At 73.2% G+C, this 14664-nt stretch carries 14 protein-coding genes; 13 read left to right on the top strand and 1 reads right to left on the bottom strand.

The annotated features are described in order from the left end of the window. Positions 1-6: 6 nt before the first annotated feature. The 7 genes from ssd (at position 7) to ACFYZZ_RS42755 (ending at position 5445) form a co-directional block, all read left to right on the top strand. Positions 7-1113, top strand: a complete 1107-nt coding sequence (ssd, locus tag ACFYZZ_RS42785) for a septum site-determining protein Ssd (protein WP_389188707.1) — start codon at positions 7-9, stop codon at positions 1111-1113. Continuing rightward, the gene (locus tag ACFYZZ_RS42780; protein ID WP_389188704.1) at positions 1110-2315 is read left to right on the top strand and encodes a TadA family conjugal transfer-associated ATPase; all 1206 of its coding nucleotides are present in this window, start codon (positions 1110-1112) and stop codon (positions 2313-2315) included. Before ssd ends, ACFYZZ_RS42780 begins: the two co-directional genes overlap by 4 nt. After that, positions 2305-3168, top strand: a complete 864-nt coding sequence (locus ACFYZZ_RS42775; RefSeq protein WP_389188701.1) for a type II secretion system F family protein — start codon at positions 2305-2307, stop codon at positions 3166-3168. The genes ACFYZZ_RS42780 and ACFYZZ_RS42775 overlap by 11 nt, the downstream gene beginning before the upstream one ends. Continuing rightward, a complete protein-coding gene (locus ACFYZZ_RS42770; protein WP_389188698.1) occupies positions 3165-3950 on the top strand; it encodes a type II secretion system F family protein in 786 nt (261 codons plus the stop codon). The genes ACFYZZ_RS42775 and ACFYZZ_RS42770 overlap by 4 nt, the downstream gene beginning before the upstream one ends. A gap of 80 nt (positions 3951-4030) precedes the next feature. Continuing rightward, a complete protein-coding gene (locus ACFYZZ_RS42765) occupies positions 4031-4231 on the top strand; it encodes a DUF4244 domain-containing protein (RefSeq protein WP_389188777.1) in 201 nt (66 codons plus the stop codon). Positions 4232-4253: 22 nt separating this feature from the next. Further along, complete coding sequence (locus tag ACFYZZ_RS42760; protein WP_389188696.1) at positions 4254-4616, top strand: TadE family type IV pilus minor pilin; 363 nt, start codon at positions 4254-4256, stop codon at positions 4614-4616. 130 nt (positions 4617-4746) lie between these two features. Continuing rightward, positions 4747-5445 carry an Rv3654c family TadE-like protein gene (locus ACFYZZ_RS42755; protein ID WP_389188774.1) on the top strand — a complete coding sequence of 233 codons (699 nt, stop codon included), beginning with the start codon at positions 4747-4749 and terminating at the stop codon, positions 5443-5445. Here the strand turns inward: ACFYZZ_RS42755 and ACFYZZ_RS42750 are convergent. Further along, the gene (locus ACFYZZ_RS42750; RefSeq protein ID WP_389188694.1) at positions 5396-7864 is read right to left on the bottom strand and encodes a DEAD/DEAH box helicase; all 2469 of its coding nucleotides are present in this window, start codon (positions 7862-7864) and stop codon (positions 5396-5398) included. The genes ACFYZZ_RS42755 and ACFYZZ_RS42750 overlap by 50 nt on opposite strands. An 82-nt stretch (positions 7865-7946) precedes the next feature. On the opposite strand from ACFYZZ_RS42750, the gene bldG reads away from it, so the two are divergent. The 6 genes from bldG (at position 7947) to ACFYZZ_RS42720 (ending at position 14491) form a co-directional block, all read left to right on the top strand. After that, positions 7947-8288, top strand: coding sequence for an anti-sigma factor antagonist BldG (gene bldG / locus ACFYZZ_RS42745; RefSeq protein WP_010986038.1), 342 nt, complete (start codon positions 7947-7949; stop codon positions 8286-8288). Positions 8289-8444: 156 nt separating this feature from the next. Next, positions 8445-8882 carry an ATP-binding protein gene (locus ACFYZZ_RS42740; protein ID WP_389188692.1) on the top strand — a complete coding sequence of 146 codons (438 nt, stop codon included), beginning with the start codon at positions 8445-8447 and terminating at the stop codon, positions 8880-8882. A gap of 311 nt (positions 8883-9193) precedes the next feature. Beyond that, positions 9194-11599 (top strand): sodium-translocating pyrophosphatase, encoded by a 2406-nt coding sequence (locus ACFYZZ_RS42735; RefSeq protein WP_389188689.1) that lies wholly within the window; start codon positions 9194-9196, stop codon positions 11597-11599. A 213-nt stretch (positions 11600-11812) separates the two neighbouring features. Next, positions 11813-12418: a small secreted protein gene (locus tag ACFYZZ_RS42730; RefSeq protein ID WP_389188686.1), complete on the top strand. Its 606-nt coding sequence runs from the start codon at positions 11813-11815 to the stop codon at positions 12416-12418. A gap of 53 nt (positions 12419-12471) precedes the next feature. After that, positions 12472-14013: a methyltransferase gene (locus ACFYZZ_RS42725; RefSeq protein ID WP_389188683.1), complete on the top strand. Its 1542-nt coding sequence runs from the start codon at positions 12472-12474 to the stop codon at positions 14011-14013. A gap of 280 nt (positions 14014-14293) precedes the next feature. Further along, positions 14294-14491, top strand: coding sequence for a hypothetical protein (locus ACFYZZ_RS42720; RefSeq protein WP_386579473.1), 198 nt, complete (start codon positions 14294-14296; stop codon positions 14489-14491). Positions 14492-14664: the final 173 nt, after the last annotated feature.

The raw sequence follows: 14664 nt of genomic DNA, 5'->3' as shown, positions 1-14664 counted from the left end.
CCACACGTGACCGGAACCGTCACCCACGACCCGCCGCCCGCCACCGGAGGCCGGCCGGGACGGCCGCTCATCGTCACCGAGGACGCCGAACTGCTCGACGATCTGCTGCGCCTGTGCGCGGCCGCGGGCGCCACACCGGAGGTTCACCCCGGCGTGCCGGACCACGGCGGTGGCTGGGAAGCGGCCCCGCTCGTCCTGGTCGGCGACGACGCCGCCCGCCGGGTGCGCGGGACCGCACGCCGGCGCGGTGTGGTGCTGGTCGGCCGCGACCAGGACGACTCCGGGGTGTGGAAAAGGGCCGTCCAGATCGGCGCCGACCACGTCCTGATGCTGCCCGACGGCGAGCAGTGGCTGGTCGACCGGATCGCCGACGTCGCCGAGGGCGTCGGCCGCCCGGCCCTCACCGTCGGGATCATCGGCGGCCGGGGCGGGGCCGGCGCCTCCACGCTCGCCTGCGCGCTCGCCGTCACCTCCGCGCGCGAGGGACTGCGCACGCTCCTCGTGGACGCCGATCCGCTGGGTGGCGGACTCGACGTACTCCTCGGCGGTGAGAGCGCCGAGGGACTGCGCTGGCCCGCCTTCGCCGCCTCGCGCGGCAGGGTCGGCGGCGGCGCCCTGGAGGAGTCGCTGCCCGAACTGCACTCCCTGCGGGTGCTCAGCTGGGACCGCGGCGACTGCGTCGCGATCCCGCCCCAGGCCGTGCGCGCGGTGCTCGCCGCCGCCCGGCGGCGCGGCGGCACGGTCGTGGTCGACCTCCCGCGCCGCCTGGACGACGGGGTCGCCGAAGCCCTCGCCCAGCTCGACCTGGCACTCCTGGTCGTCCCGGCCGAACTGCGCGCGGTCGCGGCCGCGGGCCGGGTGGCCTCGGCGGTCGGCATGGTCGTCCGGGACCTGCGCCTCGCGGTCCGCGGGCCGTACGCACCCGGCCTGGACGACCGCGAGGTGGCCCGGCTGCTCGGCCTGCCCCTGGCCGGCGAGGTGCCCGTCGAACCGGCACTGCTGCGCCCCCAGGGTGCCGCGAAACCACCCGGCGCGACCGGACGCGGGCCCCTGGCCCGCTTCTGCACCACCTTCTGGGAGCAGGCGCTGGTCGAGGCGGGAGGCGCACGATGACGCTGCCCGGCCTTGACCGGGCCGACGGCGCGGCCCTGCTCGACGGAGTCCGGCGCCGGCTGGCCGAGAGCGGCGCCGAACCCACCCCCGCGCGCGTGGCCCAGGCACTGCGCGAACAGGGCCGGGTGCTGGGCGACGCCGAAGTCCTCGGCGCGGCCGAGCAGTTACGGTCCGAGCTCGTCGGCACCGGCCCCCTGGAGCCGTTGCTCGCCGACCCGAGCGTCACCGACGTCCTGGTGTCCGCCCCGGACCGGGTGTGGGTCGACCGCGGCGGCGGCCTGGAGCGGGCCCCGGTGACCTTCCCCGACGCGGCGGCCGTACGGCGCCTCGCGCAGCGGCTGGCCGCCGTGGCCGGACGCCGGCTGGACGACGCGCGGCCCTGGGCGGACGCCCGGCTGCCCGACGGGACCCGGCTCCACGCGGTGCTGCCGCCGGTGGCCGTCGGCTGCACGTGCCTGTCCCTGCGGGTGGTCCGTCCCCGGGCATTCACCCTCGAGGAACTGGTCGAGGCGGGCACCGTGCCGCCCGGCGGGGACCGGATCCTGCGGGCGCTGCTGGCGGCCCGGCTGTCCTTCCTCGTCAGCGGCGGCACCGGCAGCGGCAAGACGACCCTGCTGAGCGCCCTGCTCGGTCTGGTCGGGCCCGGTGAGCGGATCGTGCTCGCCGAGGACTCGGCCGAGCTGAGACCGGAACACCCGCACGTCGTACGGCTGGAAACCCGGCCCGCGAACCAGGAGGGCGCCGGCCTGGTCACCCTGGAGGACCTCGTCCGCCAGGCGCTGCGGATGCGGCCCGACCGGCTGGTCGTGGGCGAGGTGCGCGGCCCGGAGGTGGTCCACCTGCTGGCTGCGCTCAACACCGGCCACGAGGGCGGGTGCGGCACCGTGCACGCCAACACGGCCACGGACGTACCGGCCCGCCTGGAGGCGCTGGGGACGGCGGCCGGGCTCGACCGGGCCGCGCTGCACAGTCAGTTGGCGGCCGCGCTGGCCGTGGTGCTCCACCTCGTACGGGACCGGTCCGGGCGGCGCCGGATCGCCGAGGTGCACGTGCTGGAGCGGGATGACTCGGGGCTGGTGCGGACGGTGCCGGCGCTGCGGTGGGGCGCGCGGGCCTTTGCCCGGGAGCGCGGCTGGGAGCGGCTGCGGGAGCTGCTGCGCGGTGAGTTCGGGAGTGAGAGAGGCGACGGAAATGAGCACTGAGATGGCCATGAGCGCGGCGGCGGCCTGTGTCGGGGCGGCGGCCTGGCTGCTGGGCGGGCGGCACTACGGAGTGCGGCGGGCGCGGCTGCTGCTGGCCGGCGGCGGAGTGGTGGCGACCGGGCCGCCCACCTGGGACCAAGCCATGGCCGAACTGCGGCGACTGCACGGGAGGTTGGGTGCCGAGTGGTGGTCGCTCGCGGCCGGGCTGCTGCTCGCTGTGCTGGGTTCCTCGGTGATTCCGGCCGTCGCGGGGGCGGCCGGGGTGCCGGTGCTGCGCCGGATGCGGCTGGCCCGAGCGGCCGGACGGGACCGCGAGGGGCGCGCGGACGCGGTGATCGGCCTGTGCGGGGCGCTCGCCGGGGAGGTGCGTGCGGGACGGCAACCCGCTGAGGCACTGCTGCGGGCCGCGCGGGACTCCGGTGGGCTGGGGGACGCGCAGGCGGCCGTGGTCGCGGCGGCGCGGTTCGGCGGGGACGTGCCGGGCGCGCTGGCCGTCGCGGCCCGCCGGCCGGGCGCCGAAGGGCTGCTGGGGCTCGCCGCCTGCTGGCGGGTGGCCGTGGACCAGGGCGCCGGACTCGCGGCCGGCCTCGACCGGCTGGACGCGGCCCTGCGCGCCGAACGGGACCAGCGGGCCGACCTGCGCGCCCAGTTGGCGGGCGCCCGGGCGACGGCACTGCTGCTCGCTGCGCTGCCCGCCCTCGGGCTGCTCCTCGGCTCGGCCATGGGCGCCGACCCGCTGCGGGTGCTGCTGCACAGCGGGGCCGGCCTGGGCTGCCTGGTGGCCGGGGCGGCGTTCGAAGGGGCCGGGATGTGGTGGGCGGCGCGGATCGTGCGGGGAGCTGAGGCGGTATGAGCGGGGAAGTCGTCCACAGGCTGGGGACGGCCACGGCCGCCCTGCTGGCCCTCGGCTGGGCGGTCCGGCGGCTGGACATGACCCGGCGCCGACGCCGGGCGCGGCGCCGGGTGGCCGAACTGCTGGCCCAGGAGACGCACGACTCCGGGCCACCCTTCGAGATCGGTGGGGCGGTCCGGCGGTGGCTGCCCGTGGCCGGAGCGGCGTGCGGGGCGTGGGTGCTGGTCGGCGGGGTTGCCGGTGCGGTCGTGGGGCTCGGCGTCGGCGCGGGACTGTGGCGATGGCGGCGCCGGCAGCCGCGGGAGGGCCCGGCGGAGGAGATCGACACGGGCCTGGCCGCCCGCCAACTCCCGCTCGCCGCCGACCTGCTGGCGGCCTGCATCGCAGCCGGCGCCGGTCCGGTGATCGCGGCGCAGGCGGTGGGGGAGGCCCTCGGCGGACCCGTCGGGGACGCGCTGGCGCGGGGTGCGGCGGAGGTACGGCTGGGTGGCGAACCGGCCGATGCCTGGCGGCGGTTGGCCGCGCTGCCCGGCGCCGGTGCCCTGGCCCGGCTGCTGGAGCGGGCCGGCGAGTCGGGGCTGCCCGCGGCGGCGCCCGTCGCCCGCCTCGCCTCGGACGCCCGCGGGGAGTGGGCCCGCGACGCCACGGCCCGGGCGCGCCGGGCGGCCGTCATGGTCTCCGCGCCGGTGGGGCTGTGCTTCCTGCCCGCGTTCATCGCGATCGGTGTGCTGCCCGTGGTGATCGGGCTGGCGGGCGGAGTGGTGGGAGGAGGTGGGGGCTGAGGGGCGGCGCAGGTTGCAGGTGAGTCGGACATCGGACAACAGAGCTGGAACGAGAGGAGTTTGAGGTGCGGAACTTCAAGGTGCGGGACAGGGCCGTGAGGCTTTGGGTGCGGCTGCGGGAGCGGTGCCGCGGGGACGCGGGAATGGTGACGTCCGAGTACGCGATGGGGATCGTCGCGGCGGTCGGGTTCGCGTTGCTGCTCTACGAGGTCGTCACCAGTGGCCAGGTCAAGGCGGAGTTGCAGGCCATCGTGAAGCGAGCCCTCAGTGCGCGGATGTGAGCGAGGGGCGGACCGGGGGTTCGTGACCGCGGAGTCGGCCATGGTGCTGTCCGTGCTGGTGGCGTTCACCATGGCGCTGGTCTGGGCGTTGCTCGTGGTGGCGGCGCAGATCCAGTGTGTGGACGCCGCCCGCACGGGCGCCCGGGCCGCCGCCCGGCAGGACCCGCCCGGCGCGGTGGTGGAGGTGACCCAGGAGGCGGCCCCGCGTGGGGCACGGGTGACGGTCGGCCGGGAGGGCGACCAGATCCACGTGACAGTGGTGGCCAAGCCGCCGCTGCTGACCGGCCTGCCGTTCCAGGTACGGGAGGAGGCCGTGGCAGCGGCGGAGGACGCGGTCGGAGCGGGCCCGGGTACGGCTGCGGGGACCGGGGAGGTGGGGCCGTGAAGGGCTGGCCCGGACTTGGGGACCGGGGAGGCGGGGTCGTGAAGGGCCACCCTGGCAGCGGGGATCTGGGAGTGGAGCCGCGACGCGTCGGCCCGGCGGTGGCCGTGGGGATCTGGGAGGTGGAGCCGTGATGCGCCGGCCCTGCGATGGCCGTGGGGATCTGGGAGGTGGAGCCGTGACGCGCCGGCCCGGCGGTGGCCGCAGGGACCTGGGAGGTGAAGCCGTGACGCATCGGCCCGGCGGTGGCCGCGGGGACCCGGGAGGTGGAGCCGCGACGCGCCGGCCCTGCGATGGCCGTGTGGACCCTGGCGGTGAGGCCGTGGATCGCAGTCCTGACTGTGAGGACCTCGGAGGCAGGAGCCTGAAGCGCCGTCGGCGGGGCCTCCGGGGCTCGGATCGGGGGTCCGCCACCATCTGGAGCCTTGGGGCGATTGCCGTGCTCTGTGTGGTCTTCGGTGCCGTGCTTGCGCTCGGGCAGGCCGTTGTCGTGCGGCACCGGGCGGCCGGCGGTGCGGACCTGGCGGCGCTCGCGGCGGCGGACCACTGGGCCGAGGGCGGTGCGGAGGCCTGCGTCCGGGCGGAGCGGGTGGCGGCCGCACAGGGGGCCCGGTTGGTGCGGTGCGCGATCGTGGGCGAGACCTCGGACGTGACGGCGGCGTCGGGACGGGGGCCGTTCGCGGCGGAGGTCAGGGCCAGAGCCGGGCCGGCAGGGCCGGTGCCGCCGGGACCCGTGCCGTCCGCCGTGCCGGGTGAGGCAGCCGGCTCGGACGCCGCGCCCCTCAGCCCTCGTCCGGCTTCTCCTCCGGCGCCCCCCGCAACAGCACCGTGAGGAGCCGTACGGCGCCCCTCTTGTGCAGCGGATCGTTGCCGTTGCCGCACTTGGGGGACTGGATGCAGGAGGGGCAGCCGGAGTCGCACTCGCAGGAGGCGATGGCCTCCCGGGTGGCGGCGAGCCAGTCGCGGGCGGTGTGGAAGGCGCGCTCGGCGAAGCCCGCTCCGCCAGGGTGGCCGTCGTAGACGAAGACCGTGGGCAGGAGCGTGTCGGGGTGGAGCGGCACCGACACGCCGCCGATGTCCCAGCGGTCGCAGGTCGCGAAGAGGGGCAGCAGGCCGATCGAGGCGTGCTCGGCGGCGTGCAGGGAGCCGCCGAGGATCTCCGGGTTGATCCGGGCCTCGTCCAGCTGGTCCTCGGTGACCGTCCACCACACCGCGCGCGTGCGCAGCGTACGAGGAGGGAGGTCGAGTTTCGTCTCGCCCAGCACTTCGCCCGTGATGAGTCGTCTGCGAAGGAAGGAGACCACCTGGTTGGTGACTTCGACGGAGCCGTAGCAGAGGCGGCCGGAGCCCCAGGGCACCTCGATGTCCGTCTCCAGGACGGAGACGGACGTGGTGTCGCGGGCGACGGTCGAGTACGGCGGGTCGGCCTGCTCGACCAGGGCGACCGAGGCCTCCAGGTCGAGGGAGCGGACGAGGTAGGTGCGGCCCTGGTGCAGGTGCACGGCGCCCTCGTGGACCGTGGAGTGGGCGGCGCCGGCGTCCACCGTGCCGAGCAGGCGTCCCGTGCCCTCCTCGACGACCTGCACCGGCCGCCCGCCCGCGCCCCGGATGTCGGTCAGGTCGGCGGCCCGTTCCTGGCGCGTCCAGTGCCAGGCCTTCGTTCGGCGGCGCAGCAGCTTCGCGGCCTCCAGCTGCGGCAGCAGCTCTTCGCACGCGGGGCCGAAGAGGTCCAGGTCCTCCTCGGTCAGCGGGATCTCCGCGGCGGCGGCGCACAGGTGCGGGGCGAGGACGTAGGGGTTGTCGGGGTCGAGGACCGTGGATTCGACCGGTTGGTCGAACAGGGCCTCGGGGTGGTGGACGAGGAAGGTGTCCAGCGGGTCGTCGCGGGCCACCAGCACCGCCAGGGCGCCCTGCCCGGAGCGGCCCGCCCGGCCCGCCTGCTGCCACAGGGAGGCGCGCGTGCCCGGGTACCCGGCGATCACCACCGCGTCCAGGCCCGAGACGTCCACGCCCAGCTCCAGGGCCGTCGTGGCGGCGAGGCCGAGGAGTTCCCCGGAGTGCAGGGCGCGTTCCAGGGCGCGGCGCTCCTCGGGGAGGTAGCCGCCACGGTAGGCCGCGACACGCCGGACCAGGGAACGGTCCACTTCGGCGAGCCGCTCCTGGGCGATCACCGAGATCAGCTCGGCGCCGCGCCGGGAGCGAACGAAGGCGACCGAGCGCACGCCCTGCACGGTGAGGTCGGTCAGCAGGTCGGCGGTCTCGGCGGTGGCGGTACGCCGGACGGGTGCACCCTTCTCGCCGTGCAGTTCGGTGAGCGGGGGCTCCCAGAGGGCGAAGACGAGTTCCCCGCGCGGGGAGGCGTCGTCGGCGACCTCGACCACCGGCAGGCCGGTCAGCCGGCGGGCGGCGACGGCGGGCTCGGCGGCGGTCGCGGAGGCCAGCAGGAAGACGGGCGAGGCGCCGTAGCGGGCGCACAGGCGGCGCAGCCGGCGCAGTACCTGGGCGACGTGCGAGCCGAAGACGCCCCGGTAGGTGTGGCACTCGTCGATGACGACGTACTTGAGCGACTTCAGGAAGGAGGACCAGCGGGGGTGGGACGGCAATATGCCCCGGTGCAGCATGTCGGGGTTGGTCAGGACGTAGTTGGCGTACTGGCGGACCCACTCGCGTTCCTCGAACGGCGTGTCGCCGTCGTACACGGCCGGGCGTACCGATGTGCCCAGCGGTTGTGAAAGTTCCTTCACCGACCGGCACTGGTCCGCCGCGAGCGCCTTGGTGGGCGCGAGGTAGAGGGCGGTGGCGCCACGGCCGTTGGGGGCCTCGGAGCCGTCCAGGAGGGCGGACAGGACGGGCACGAGGTAGGCGAGGGACTTGCCGGAGGCGGTGCCGGTGGCGACGACCACCGAATCGCCGTCCAGGGCGTGCTCGGCGGCCACCGCCTGGTGGGCCCAGGGGTGCTCGATGCCGCCCGCCTGCACGGCCGCGATCACTTCCGAGCGAATTCGATCAGGCCAGACGGCATGCCGACCCGCGCGCGGGGGCAAGTGCTCCGTATGAGTGATGCGCGCGGAGCGGCTCGGCCCCGAGGCGAGCCGGTCCAGGACGGTGCCCGGAGACGGGCGGGACGCCGGGTCTGCCAGGGGTCGATCGGATCGGTGATTCTTGGCCATCGGCACCGAGTGTGTCACTGGCGTAGCGGACAATGGAGCTAAGGCGTCGTGCACGCCTGCCGTTAAGTGATTGAATGCCATCGCGGCTGGCGATGCGTCCCGGGGGCCGCAAGCCGAGGTGTCCCGAGGGGCGACCGCTCGATAGCAAGGTGCTGGAGGATCCGTGGACCTGTCCCTGTCGACCCGTACCGTCGGCGATCGTACGGTCGTCGAGGTCGGTGGCGAAATCGATGTATACACCGCGCCCAAGCTGCGCGAGCAGCTGGTCGAGCTGGTGAACGACGGGAATTTCCACCTCGTCGTCGACATGGAGGGCGTGGACTTCCTCGACTCCACCGGGCTCGGCGTGCTGGTTGGCGGCCTGAAGCGGGTGCGTGCCCACGAGGGCTCGCTGCGCCTGGTCTGCAACCAGGAGCGCATTCTGAAGATCTTCCGCATCACCGGCCTCACCAAGGTGTTCCCGATCCACACCTCGGTCGAGGAAGCGGTGGCGGCCACCGACTGACACCGGGCCGATCGCCGGCTCCGGACCACCCATCGGTCCGGACGCCGGTCGGTCCCGCCCCGGGCCGGTGTGTCCGGGGCCCAGAAGTTCATCAGGGGGTGTGGGCTCTCGGCGCCCCGCCCCCGGATCGCACGCCCGTAGTCGCGAGGGGGATGCATGGCCACCGTCGAACTCCGCTTCAGCGCGCTGCCCGAGCACGTCCGTACCGCCCGGCTGGTGGCGGCTGCGGTGGCGCGCAGGGCCGGAGTGGACGAGGCCGTCCTGGACGAGGTCCGGCTCGCCGTCGGTGAGGCCTGCTCGCGTGCCGTCGGACTGCACCAGAGCAACGCCATCATGGCACCCGTGAAGGTCGCGCTGATCGAGGAGGAGAAACAGTTCTCCATCGAGGTCGGCGACGAGGCCCCGCATGCCGCCCCCGCCGAGCGGGTGGCCGGCGGTGCCGCTGCGGACGCGGACGTGGAGGCGGAGGAGGACGAGATGGGCCTCGCCGTCATCAGCGGCCTCGTGGACGACGTGGAGGTCACCACGGGCGAGAACGGTGGGCTGATCCGTATGAGCTGGCCCACTGCCCCGCCGGCCGCGGCACTCGCCTGAACGACCCCCGCGCACAGCGCATCGAAGGGCCCTGCTGAGCAGGGCCCTTCGTGTTGCTTCCAGCATCGTTTCCGGCGACCCTGGAATTCGTGAAGGAATTCACGATCGATAGCCTGATAATTCGATCAAGCATCAATCTGGTCGTCAATGCCTTTGAGGCATTACCGCTTTCGGGTTCCCTGGCGCGATCCCGATCATTTGCTGAAGAGCACAAGAAGGCCAATTCCGCTTACCGCGCCCTGTTTAGATCGCGATCGGGTACCTACAATCCGTCCACATCTTGAGCTCAGCCCAAGCGTCAAGGAGGACGAATGGCGGGGCTTTCTACCCCTCATCAGTTGGGCCAACCCACAACCTTCGCAGCAGCGGTCCTGACCGACGACAACCGGATCATCGTGGCGGTGATCGCGGCCGTCGCCCTGGCCGCGCTCGTGGTCGCGGGTGTCCTGGTGCGCCAGGTGCTGGCAGCGGGCGAGGGCACCGACAGCATGAAAAAGATCGCCGAGGCGGTCCAGGAGGGCGCCAAGGCGTATCTCGCCCGGCAGCTGCGCACGCTCGGCGTATTCGCCGTCGTCGTCTTCTTCCTGCTCATGCTGCTGCCCGCGGACGACTGGAATCAGCGCGCCGGCCGGTCGGTGTTCTTCCTGATCGGCGCGGCGTTCTCGGCGGCCACCGGCTATATCGGCATGTGGCTGGCCGTGCGCAGCAATGTGCGGGTCGCCGCGGCGGCCCGGGAGGCGACCCCGGGCCCGGGTGAACCGCAAAAGGATCTCACCACCGTTTCACACACCGCGATGAAGATCGCATTTCGCACGGGCGGCGTCGTCGGCATGTTCACGGTGGGCCTCGGCCTGCTGGGCGCCTCCTGTGTGGTGCTGGTGTACGCGGCCGACGCGCCGAAGGTGCTCGAGGGCTTCGGCCTCGGTGCCGCCCTGATCGCCATGTTCATGCGTGTGGGCGGCGGCATCTTCACCAAGGCCGCCGACGTCGGCGCCGACCTGGTCGGCAAGGTCGAGCAGGGCATTCCGGAGGACGATCCGCGCAATGCCGCGACCATCGCCGACAACGTGGGCGACAACGTCGGCGACTGCGCCGGCATGGCGGCCGACCTGTTCGAGTCGTACGCCGTCACCCTGGTGGCCGCACTGATCCTCGGCAAGGTCGCCTTCGGCGACTCCGGGCTCGCCTTCCCGCTGCTCGTGCCCGCCATCGGCGTGGTCACCGCCATGATCGGCATCTTCGCGGTCGCCCCGCGGCGCGCCGACCGCAGCGGCATGACGGCGATCAACCGCGGCTTCTTCATCTCCGCGGCGATCTCCCTCGTCCTGGTCGCGATCGCGGTCTTCGTCTATCTGCCCGCGAAGTACTCCGACCTCGCCGGCGTCACCGACGCGGCGATCCGGGGCAAGGAGGGCGACCCGCGGATCCTCGCGCTGGTCGCGGTCGCCATCGGCATCCTGCTCGCCGCCGTGATCCAGCAGCTGACCGGCTACTTCACCGAGACGAACCGCCGCCCGGTCAGGGACATCGGCAAGACCTCCCTCACGGGCCCGGCCACCGTCATCCTCTCCGGCATCTCGCTGGGTCTGGAATCGGCCGTCTACACCGCCCTGCTCATCGGCCTCAGCGTGTACGGGGCGTTCCTGCTCGGCGGTACGTCGATCATGCTGGCGCTGTTCGCGGTCGCCCTGGCCGGTACCGGCCTGCTCACCACGGTCGGCGTGATCGTCGCCATGGACACCTTCGGTCCGGTCTCCGACAACGCGCAGGGCATCGCCGAGATGTCCGGCGACGTCACGGGCGCGGGCGCGCAGGTGCTCACCAACCTGGACGCGGTCGGCAACACCACCAAGGCCATCACCAAGGGCATCGCCATCGCCACCGCCGTCCTCGCGGCCTCGGCGCTCTTCGGGTCGTACCGGGACGCGATCACGACCAGCGTGCAGGACGTCGGGGCGAAGCTCACCGGGCCGGGTGCGCCGATGAGCCTGTCGCTGGACATCTCGCAGCCCAACAACCTGGTCGGTCTCATCGCGGGTGCCGCGGTCGTCTTCCTCTTCTCCGGACTCGCCATCAACGCCGTGTCGCGCTCGGCGGGTTCGGTGGTGTTCGAGGTGCGGCGGCAGTTCCGCGAGCACCCCGGGATCATGGACTACACGGAGAAGCCCGAGTACGGGCGCGTCGTCGACATCTGCACCAAGGACGCCCTGCGCGAGCTGGCCACGCCCGGTCTGCTCGCCGTGATGGCGCCGATCTTCATCGGGTTCACCCTCGGTGTCGGCGCGCTCGGTTCGTACCTCGCGGGAGCGATCGGCGCGGGCACGCTGATGGCGGTGTTCCTCGCCAACTCCGGTGGCGCCTGGGACAACGCCAAGAAGCTGGTGGAGGACGGTCATCACGGCGGCAAGGGCAGTGAAGCCCACGCGGCCACGGTGATCGGCGACACGGTCGGCGACCCCTTCAAGGACACCGCGGGGCCGGCGATCAACCCGCTGCTGAAGGTCATGAACCTGGTCTCGCTGCTCATCGCGCCCGCGGTGATCAAGTTCTCCTACGGCAGCGACAAGAACATCGGTGTACGCATCGCGATCGCGGTCCTGGCGCTCGTGGTGATCGTCGTGTCGGTGTACGTCTCCAAGCGGCGCGGCATCGCGGTGGGCGACGACGACGGCGCCGAGCGGGTCTCCAACTCGGCTGATCCGGCGGTGGTTTCGTAGGCCGTCCGGACCGGGCCTGCACAACGGGCGGGCGGGTGGCGCGTGCTGACGCGCCGCCCGCCCGCCTTCGTGTGTGGGCTCGCCCACGTCGTGAGCCTTCTCTCCCATGGCGTAAAGAGTCACAAAAGCTGACTAATGGGGCGTTCGGCATGTGGAGAACGCCGGTCCGCGTGTAGATTCCGGGGGCCGAGAGCCATGGAAGGGACCAATCCGGTGAACAAGAAGCTCGCGGCCGCACTGTCCAGCGGTGCGGTACTGGTAGTGGCGTTGTCGGGATGCAGCAGCAACAAGGACAGCGGACCCGACCCCAAGCTGGTGGCCTGGGCCAAGACGGTGTGCGACGCGGTGCCCGCGCAGGACGCGAAGATCAGGGCGGCGAACGCGTCGATAGCCAAGATCGCCACGGACAGCAACCTGCCGCCGAAGACGGCCAAGGCGACGTACTCGCAGGCCTTCCAGGACATGGCCGACGGCTACAAGGCGCTCGCCGCGGCCATCAACAGCGCAGGAGCGCCCCCCGGCGTCGACGGCGGCGCCAAGCGGCAGCAGGACGCCACCAAGAACCTGAGCGGTCTGTCCTCCTCGTACGCCGACCTGAAGAAGCAGGTCGACGATCTCGACACCAAGGACCAGGGCAAGTTCGCCCAGGGGCTGCACGAGGTCGCCGACCAGACGAAGCAGATCGGCAAGCAGAGCAACAGCGGCACGGAGGCGCTGAAGCGGCTGGAGCAGGGCGATGTCCAGGCGGCCATCGCCAAGCAGCCCAGCTGTCAGGTCGCCGCGTCGGCGTCGGCGTCGGCCCCGGCGACGACCGGCTGACATCGGCCCACGGCCCGTGCTGAGGCGGCCCCCGGCCGCCCGCGCGGGCCACAATGGGGGGCGTGACTGACTCCGGCCTCGCCCCCCTGCCCGCCACCGACCGGCCCGAGGTCGCCGCGCGCCTGCGCGACGCCCTGCTCGCCGCCTCCTTCACCGCCGACGGGCTGCTCGATCTGCTCGGCGCCCCCGCCTACGCGGCGCTGGCCCGCAGCGAGACGGTGCCCGCCCTGCGGGCCACCCGCGGCGACACGCCGCTGGAGACGCTCGTACGGCTTTTCCTGCTCCAGCAACCGGTGCCCCACGCGCGCGTGGCGGCCGTTCTGCCGGTCGAGGAGGCCCTGGAGGGCGGGTGGCTCCTGCGCGTGGGCGGCGACGAGGTGGCCGCGACCGTGGACGTACGGCCCTACGGGGGTCCCGGCGGCGAGGACTGGTTCATCGTGTCCGACCTGGGCTGTGCGGTCGGCGGCGCGGGCGGCATCGGCCGGCGAGGCCATCAGACAGATACGGCCGTCGTCCTCGGTGTCGGCGGTGCCTCCATGACCCTCGCCGGCATCACCGTCCGTACGCCCGTCGCCTCCGCGCTCGACCTCGGCACCGGCTCCGGCATCCAGGCGCTGCACGCCTCCCAGCACGCCACGCGCGTGACGGCCACCGACGTCAACCCGCGCGCGCTGCACATCACCGCGCTCACGCTCGCGCTCTCCGGCGCGCCCGCCGCCGACCTGCGCGAGGGCTCGCTGTTCGAGCCGGTTCGCAACGACGAGACGTTCGATCTGATCGTGTCCAACCCGCCGTTCGTGATCTCGCCGGGTGCCCGACTGACGTACCGCGACGGCGGGATGGGCGGGGACGATCTGTGCCGCTCGCTCGTTCAAGGAGCGAGCGACCGCCTGAACGAGGGCGGGTTCGCGCAGTTCCTCGCCAACTGGCAGCACGTCGCGGGGGAGGACTGGCAGGACAGACTCAGGTCATGGGTGCCGCGCGGGTGCGATGCCTGGATCGTGCAGCGCGAGGTGCAGGACATCACGCAGTACGCCGAGCTGTGGCTCAGGGACGCCGGCGACCACCGCGGTGACCCCGCGGAGTACCAGGCGCGGTACGACGCCTGGCTCGACGAGTTCGAGGCGCGCAAGGTCAAGGCGATCGGCTTCGGCTGGATCACCCTGCGCAGGACCGGGGCCGCCGAGCCCTCGGTCACCGTGGAGGAATGGCCGCACCCGGTCGAACAGCCGCTCGGGGAGGCGATCCGGGCGCACTTCGACCGCCTCGACTTCCTCCGGGAGTACGACGACGCGGCCCTGCTCGAAGGTCACTTCAGGCTGGCCGCCGAAGTGGTCCAGGAGCAGGTCGGGCTGCCCGGCGCCGAGGACCCGGAGCACGTGGTGCTGCGCCAGCATCGCGGGATGCGCCGCGCCACGAAGGTGGACACGATCGGCGCGGGCTTCGCGGGCGTGTGCGACGGCACGCTGAGCGCCGGCCGCATCCTGGACGCCATCGCCCAGCTGGTCGGCGAGGACCCGGTGCTGCTGCGCGACCGCACGCCCGCGCAGATCCGGCTGCTGGTGGAGCAGGGCTTCCTGGACCCGGTGGTGTGAGGCGGGTACGGCGGCCGGGCCGGGTGCCGTAGCCCGGCTACCCGAGCCGTCGTACTCGCGTCCGGATCGGGGTCGTATGCCGGTGGCACGGGTGGGGGCGCGCCGGTGCCGGTAAAACGGCCGGAAAATTACGGGTGCCGGGCCGGGCCGACCTTGTTCGAGTGTGTGTTCGAGGTCACGTCGGCCTGCCGTTCACCCCGATGTCGCCCGCCCGTCTCCCGCGCGTGGCACCCTCCCCGCGCTGGGTAGGGGCGGACGGCACGAAAGGGGCGGGCGGGTCATGGAGAGCGGGCCGGCGATCTTCGCGGGAGTGGTGTTCGCCCTGTTCGGGGGCGCTCTGCTGGTGTGGACCGGGACTCGGGTGCGGCGTGGTGAACCAGTCGCCCAGGGTGTGAGTCAGGTCGCATCGGCCACCCTCGCCGGCGCCGCCGGAGTCATCGCGCTGGGCCTTGCCGCGTACTGCCTTACCCGCCTCTGACATCGGCGACCGTACTGTCGTACGAGTAATGGGAGCGTCACGCTCCGGACAGGGGAGGAGACGTCACCGGACACTCCGGGCGGCAGGAATGCCGGTAGTCGGGTTACCGTTCGAGTGGCCGTTGTGGGCTTTTCCCGTTTGACACGGGGGCGGGATGTAGCGTCACACTCCGC

Source organism: Streptomyces sp. NPDC001816 (assembly GCF_042892235.1).
In the GTDB taxonomy this organism is placed as follows: Bacteria; Actinomycetota; Actinomycetes; order Streptomycetales; family Streptomycetaceae; genus Streptomyces.
The sequence above is the reverse complement of the archived record's forward strand: the minus strand, read 5'-3'. Positions and strand labels throughout refer to the sequence as shown.

Excerpts from the sequence above, each read along its gene's own strand:
- ACFYZZ_RS42780 (WP_389188704.1), top strand. The coding sequence starts at position 1,110 with ATGACGCTGCCCGGCCTTGACCGGGCCGACGGCGCGGCCCTGCTCGAC.
- ACFYZZ_RS42740 (WP_389188692.1), top strand. The coding sequence starts at position 8,445 with ATGGCCACCGTCGAACTCCGCTTCAGCGCGCTGCCCGAGCACGTCCGT.
- ACFYZZ_RS42725 (WP_389188683.1), top strand. The coding sequence starts at position 12,472 with ATGGGGGGCGTGACTGACTCCGGCCTCGCCCCCCTGCCCGCCACCGAC.
- ACFYZZ_RS42720 (WP_386579473.1), top strand. The coding sequence starts at position 14,294 with ATGGAGAGCGGGCCGGCGATCTTCGCGGGAGTGGTGTTCGCCCTGTTC.
- ACFYZZ_RS42775 (WP_389188701.1), top strand. The coding sequence starts at position 2,305 with ATGAGCACTGAGATGGCCATGAGCGCGGCGGCGGCCTGTGTCGGGGCG.
- ACFYZZ_RS42770 (WP_389188698.1), top strand. The coding sequence starts at position 3,165 with ATGAGCGGGGAAGTCGTCCACAGGCTGGGGACGGCCACGGCCGCCCTG.
- ACFYZZ_RS42755 (WP_389188774.1), top strand. The coding sequence starts at position 4,747 with ATGCGCCGGCCCTGCGATGGCCGTGGGGATCTGGGAGGTGGAGCCGTG.
- ACFYZZ_RS42750 (WP_389188694.1), bottom strand. The coding sequence starts at position 7,864 with ATGGCATTCAATCACTTAACGGCAGGCGTGCACGACGCCTTAGCTCCA.
- ACFYZZ_RS42735 (WP_389188689.1), top strand. The coding sequence starts at position 9,194 with ATGGCGGGGCTTTCTACCCCTCATCAGTTGGGCCAACCCACAACCTTC.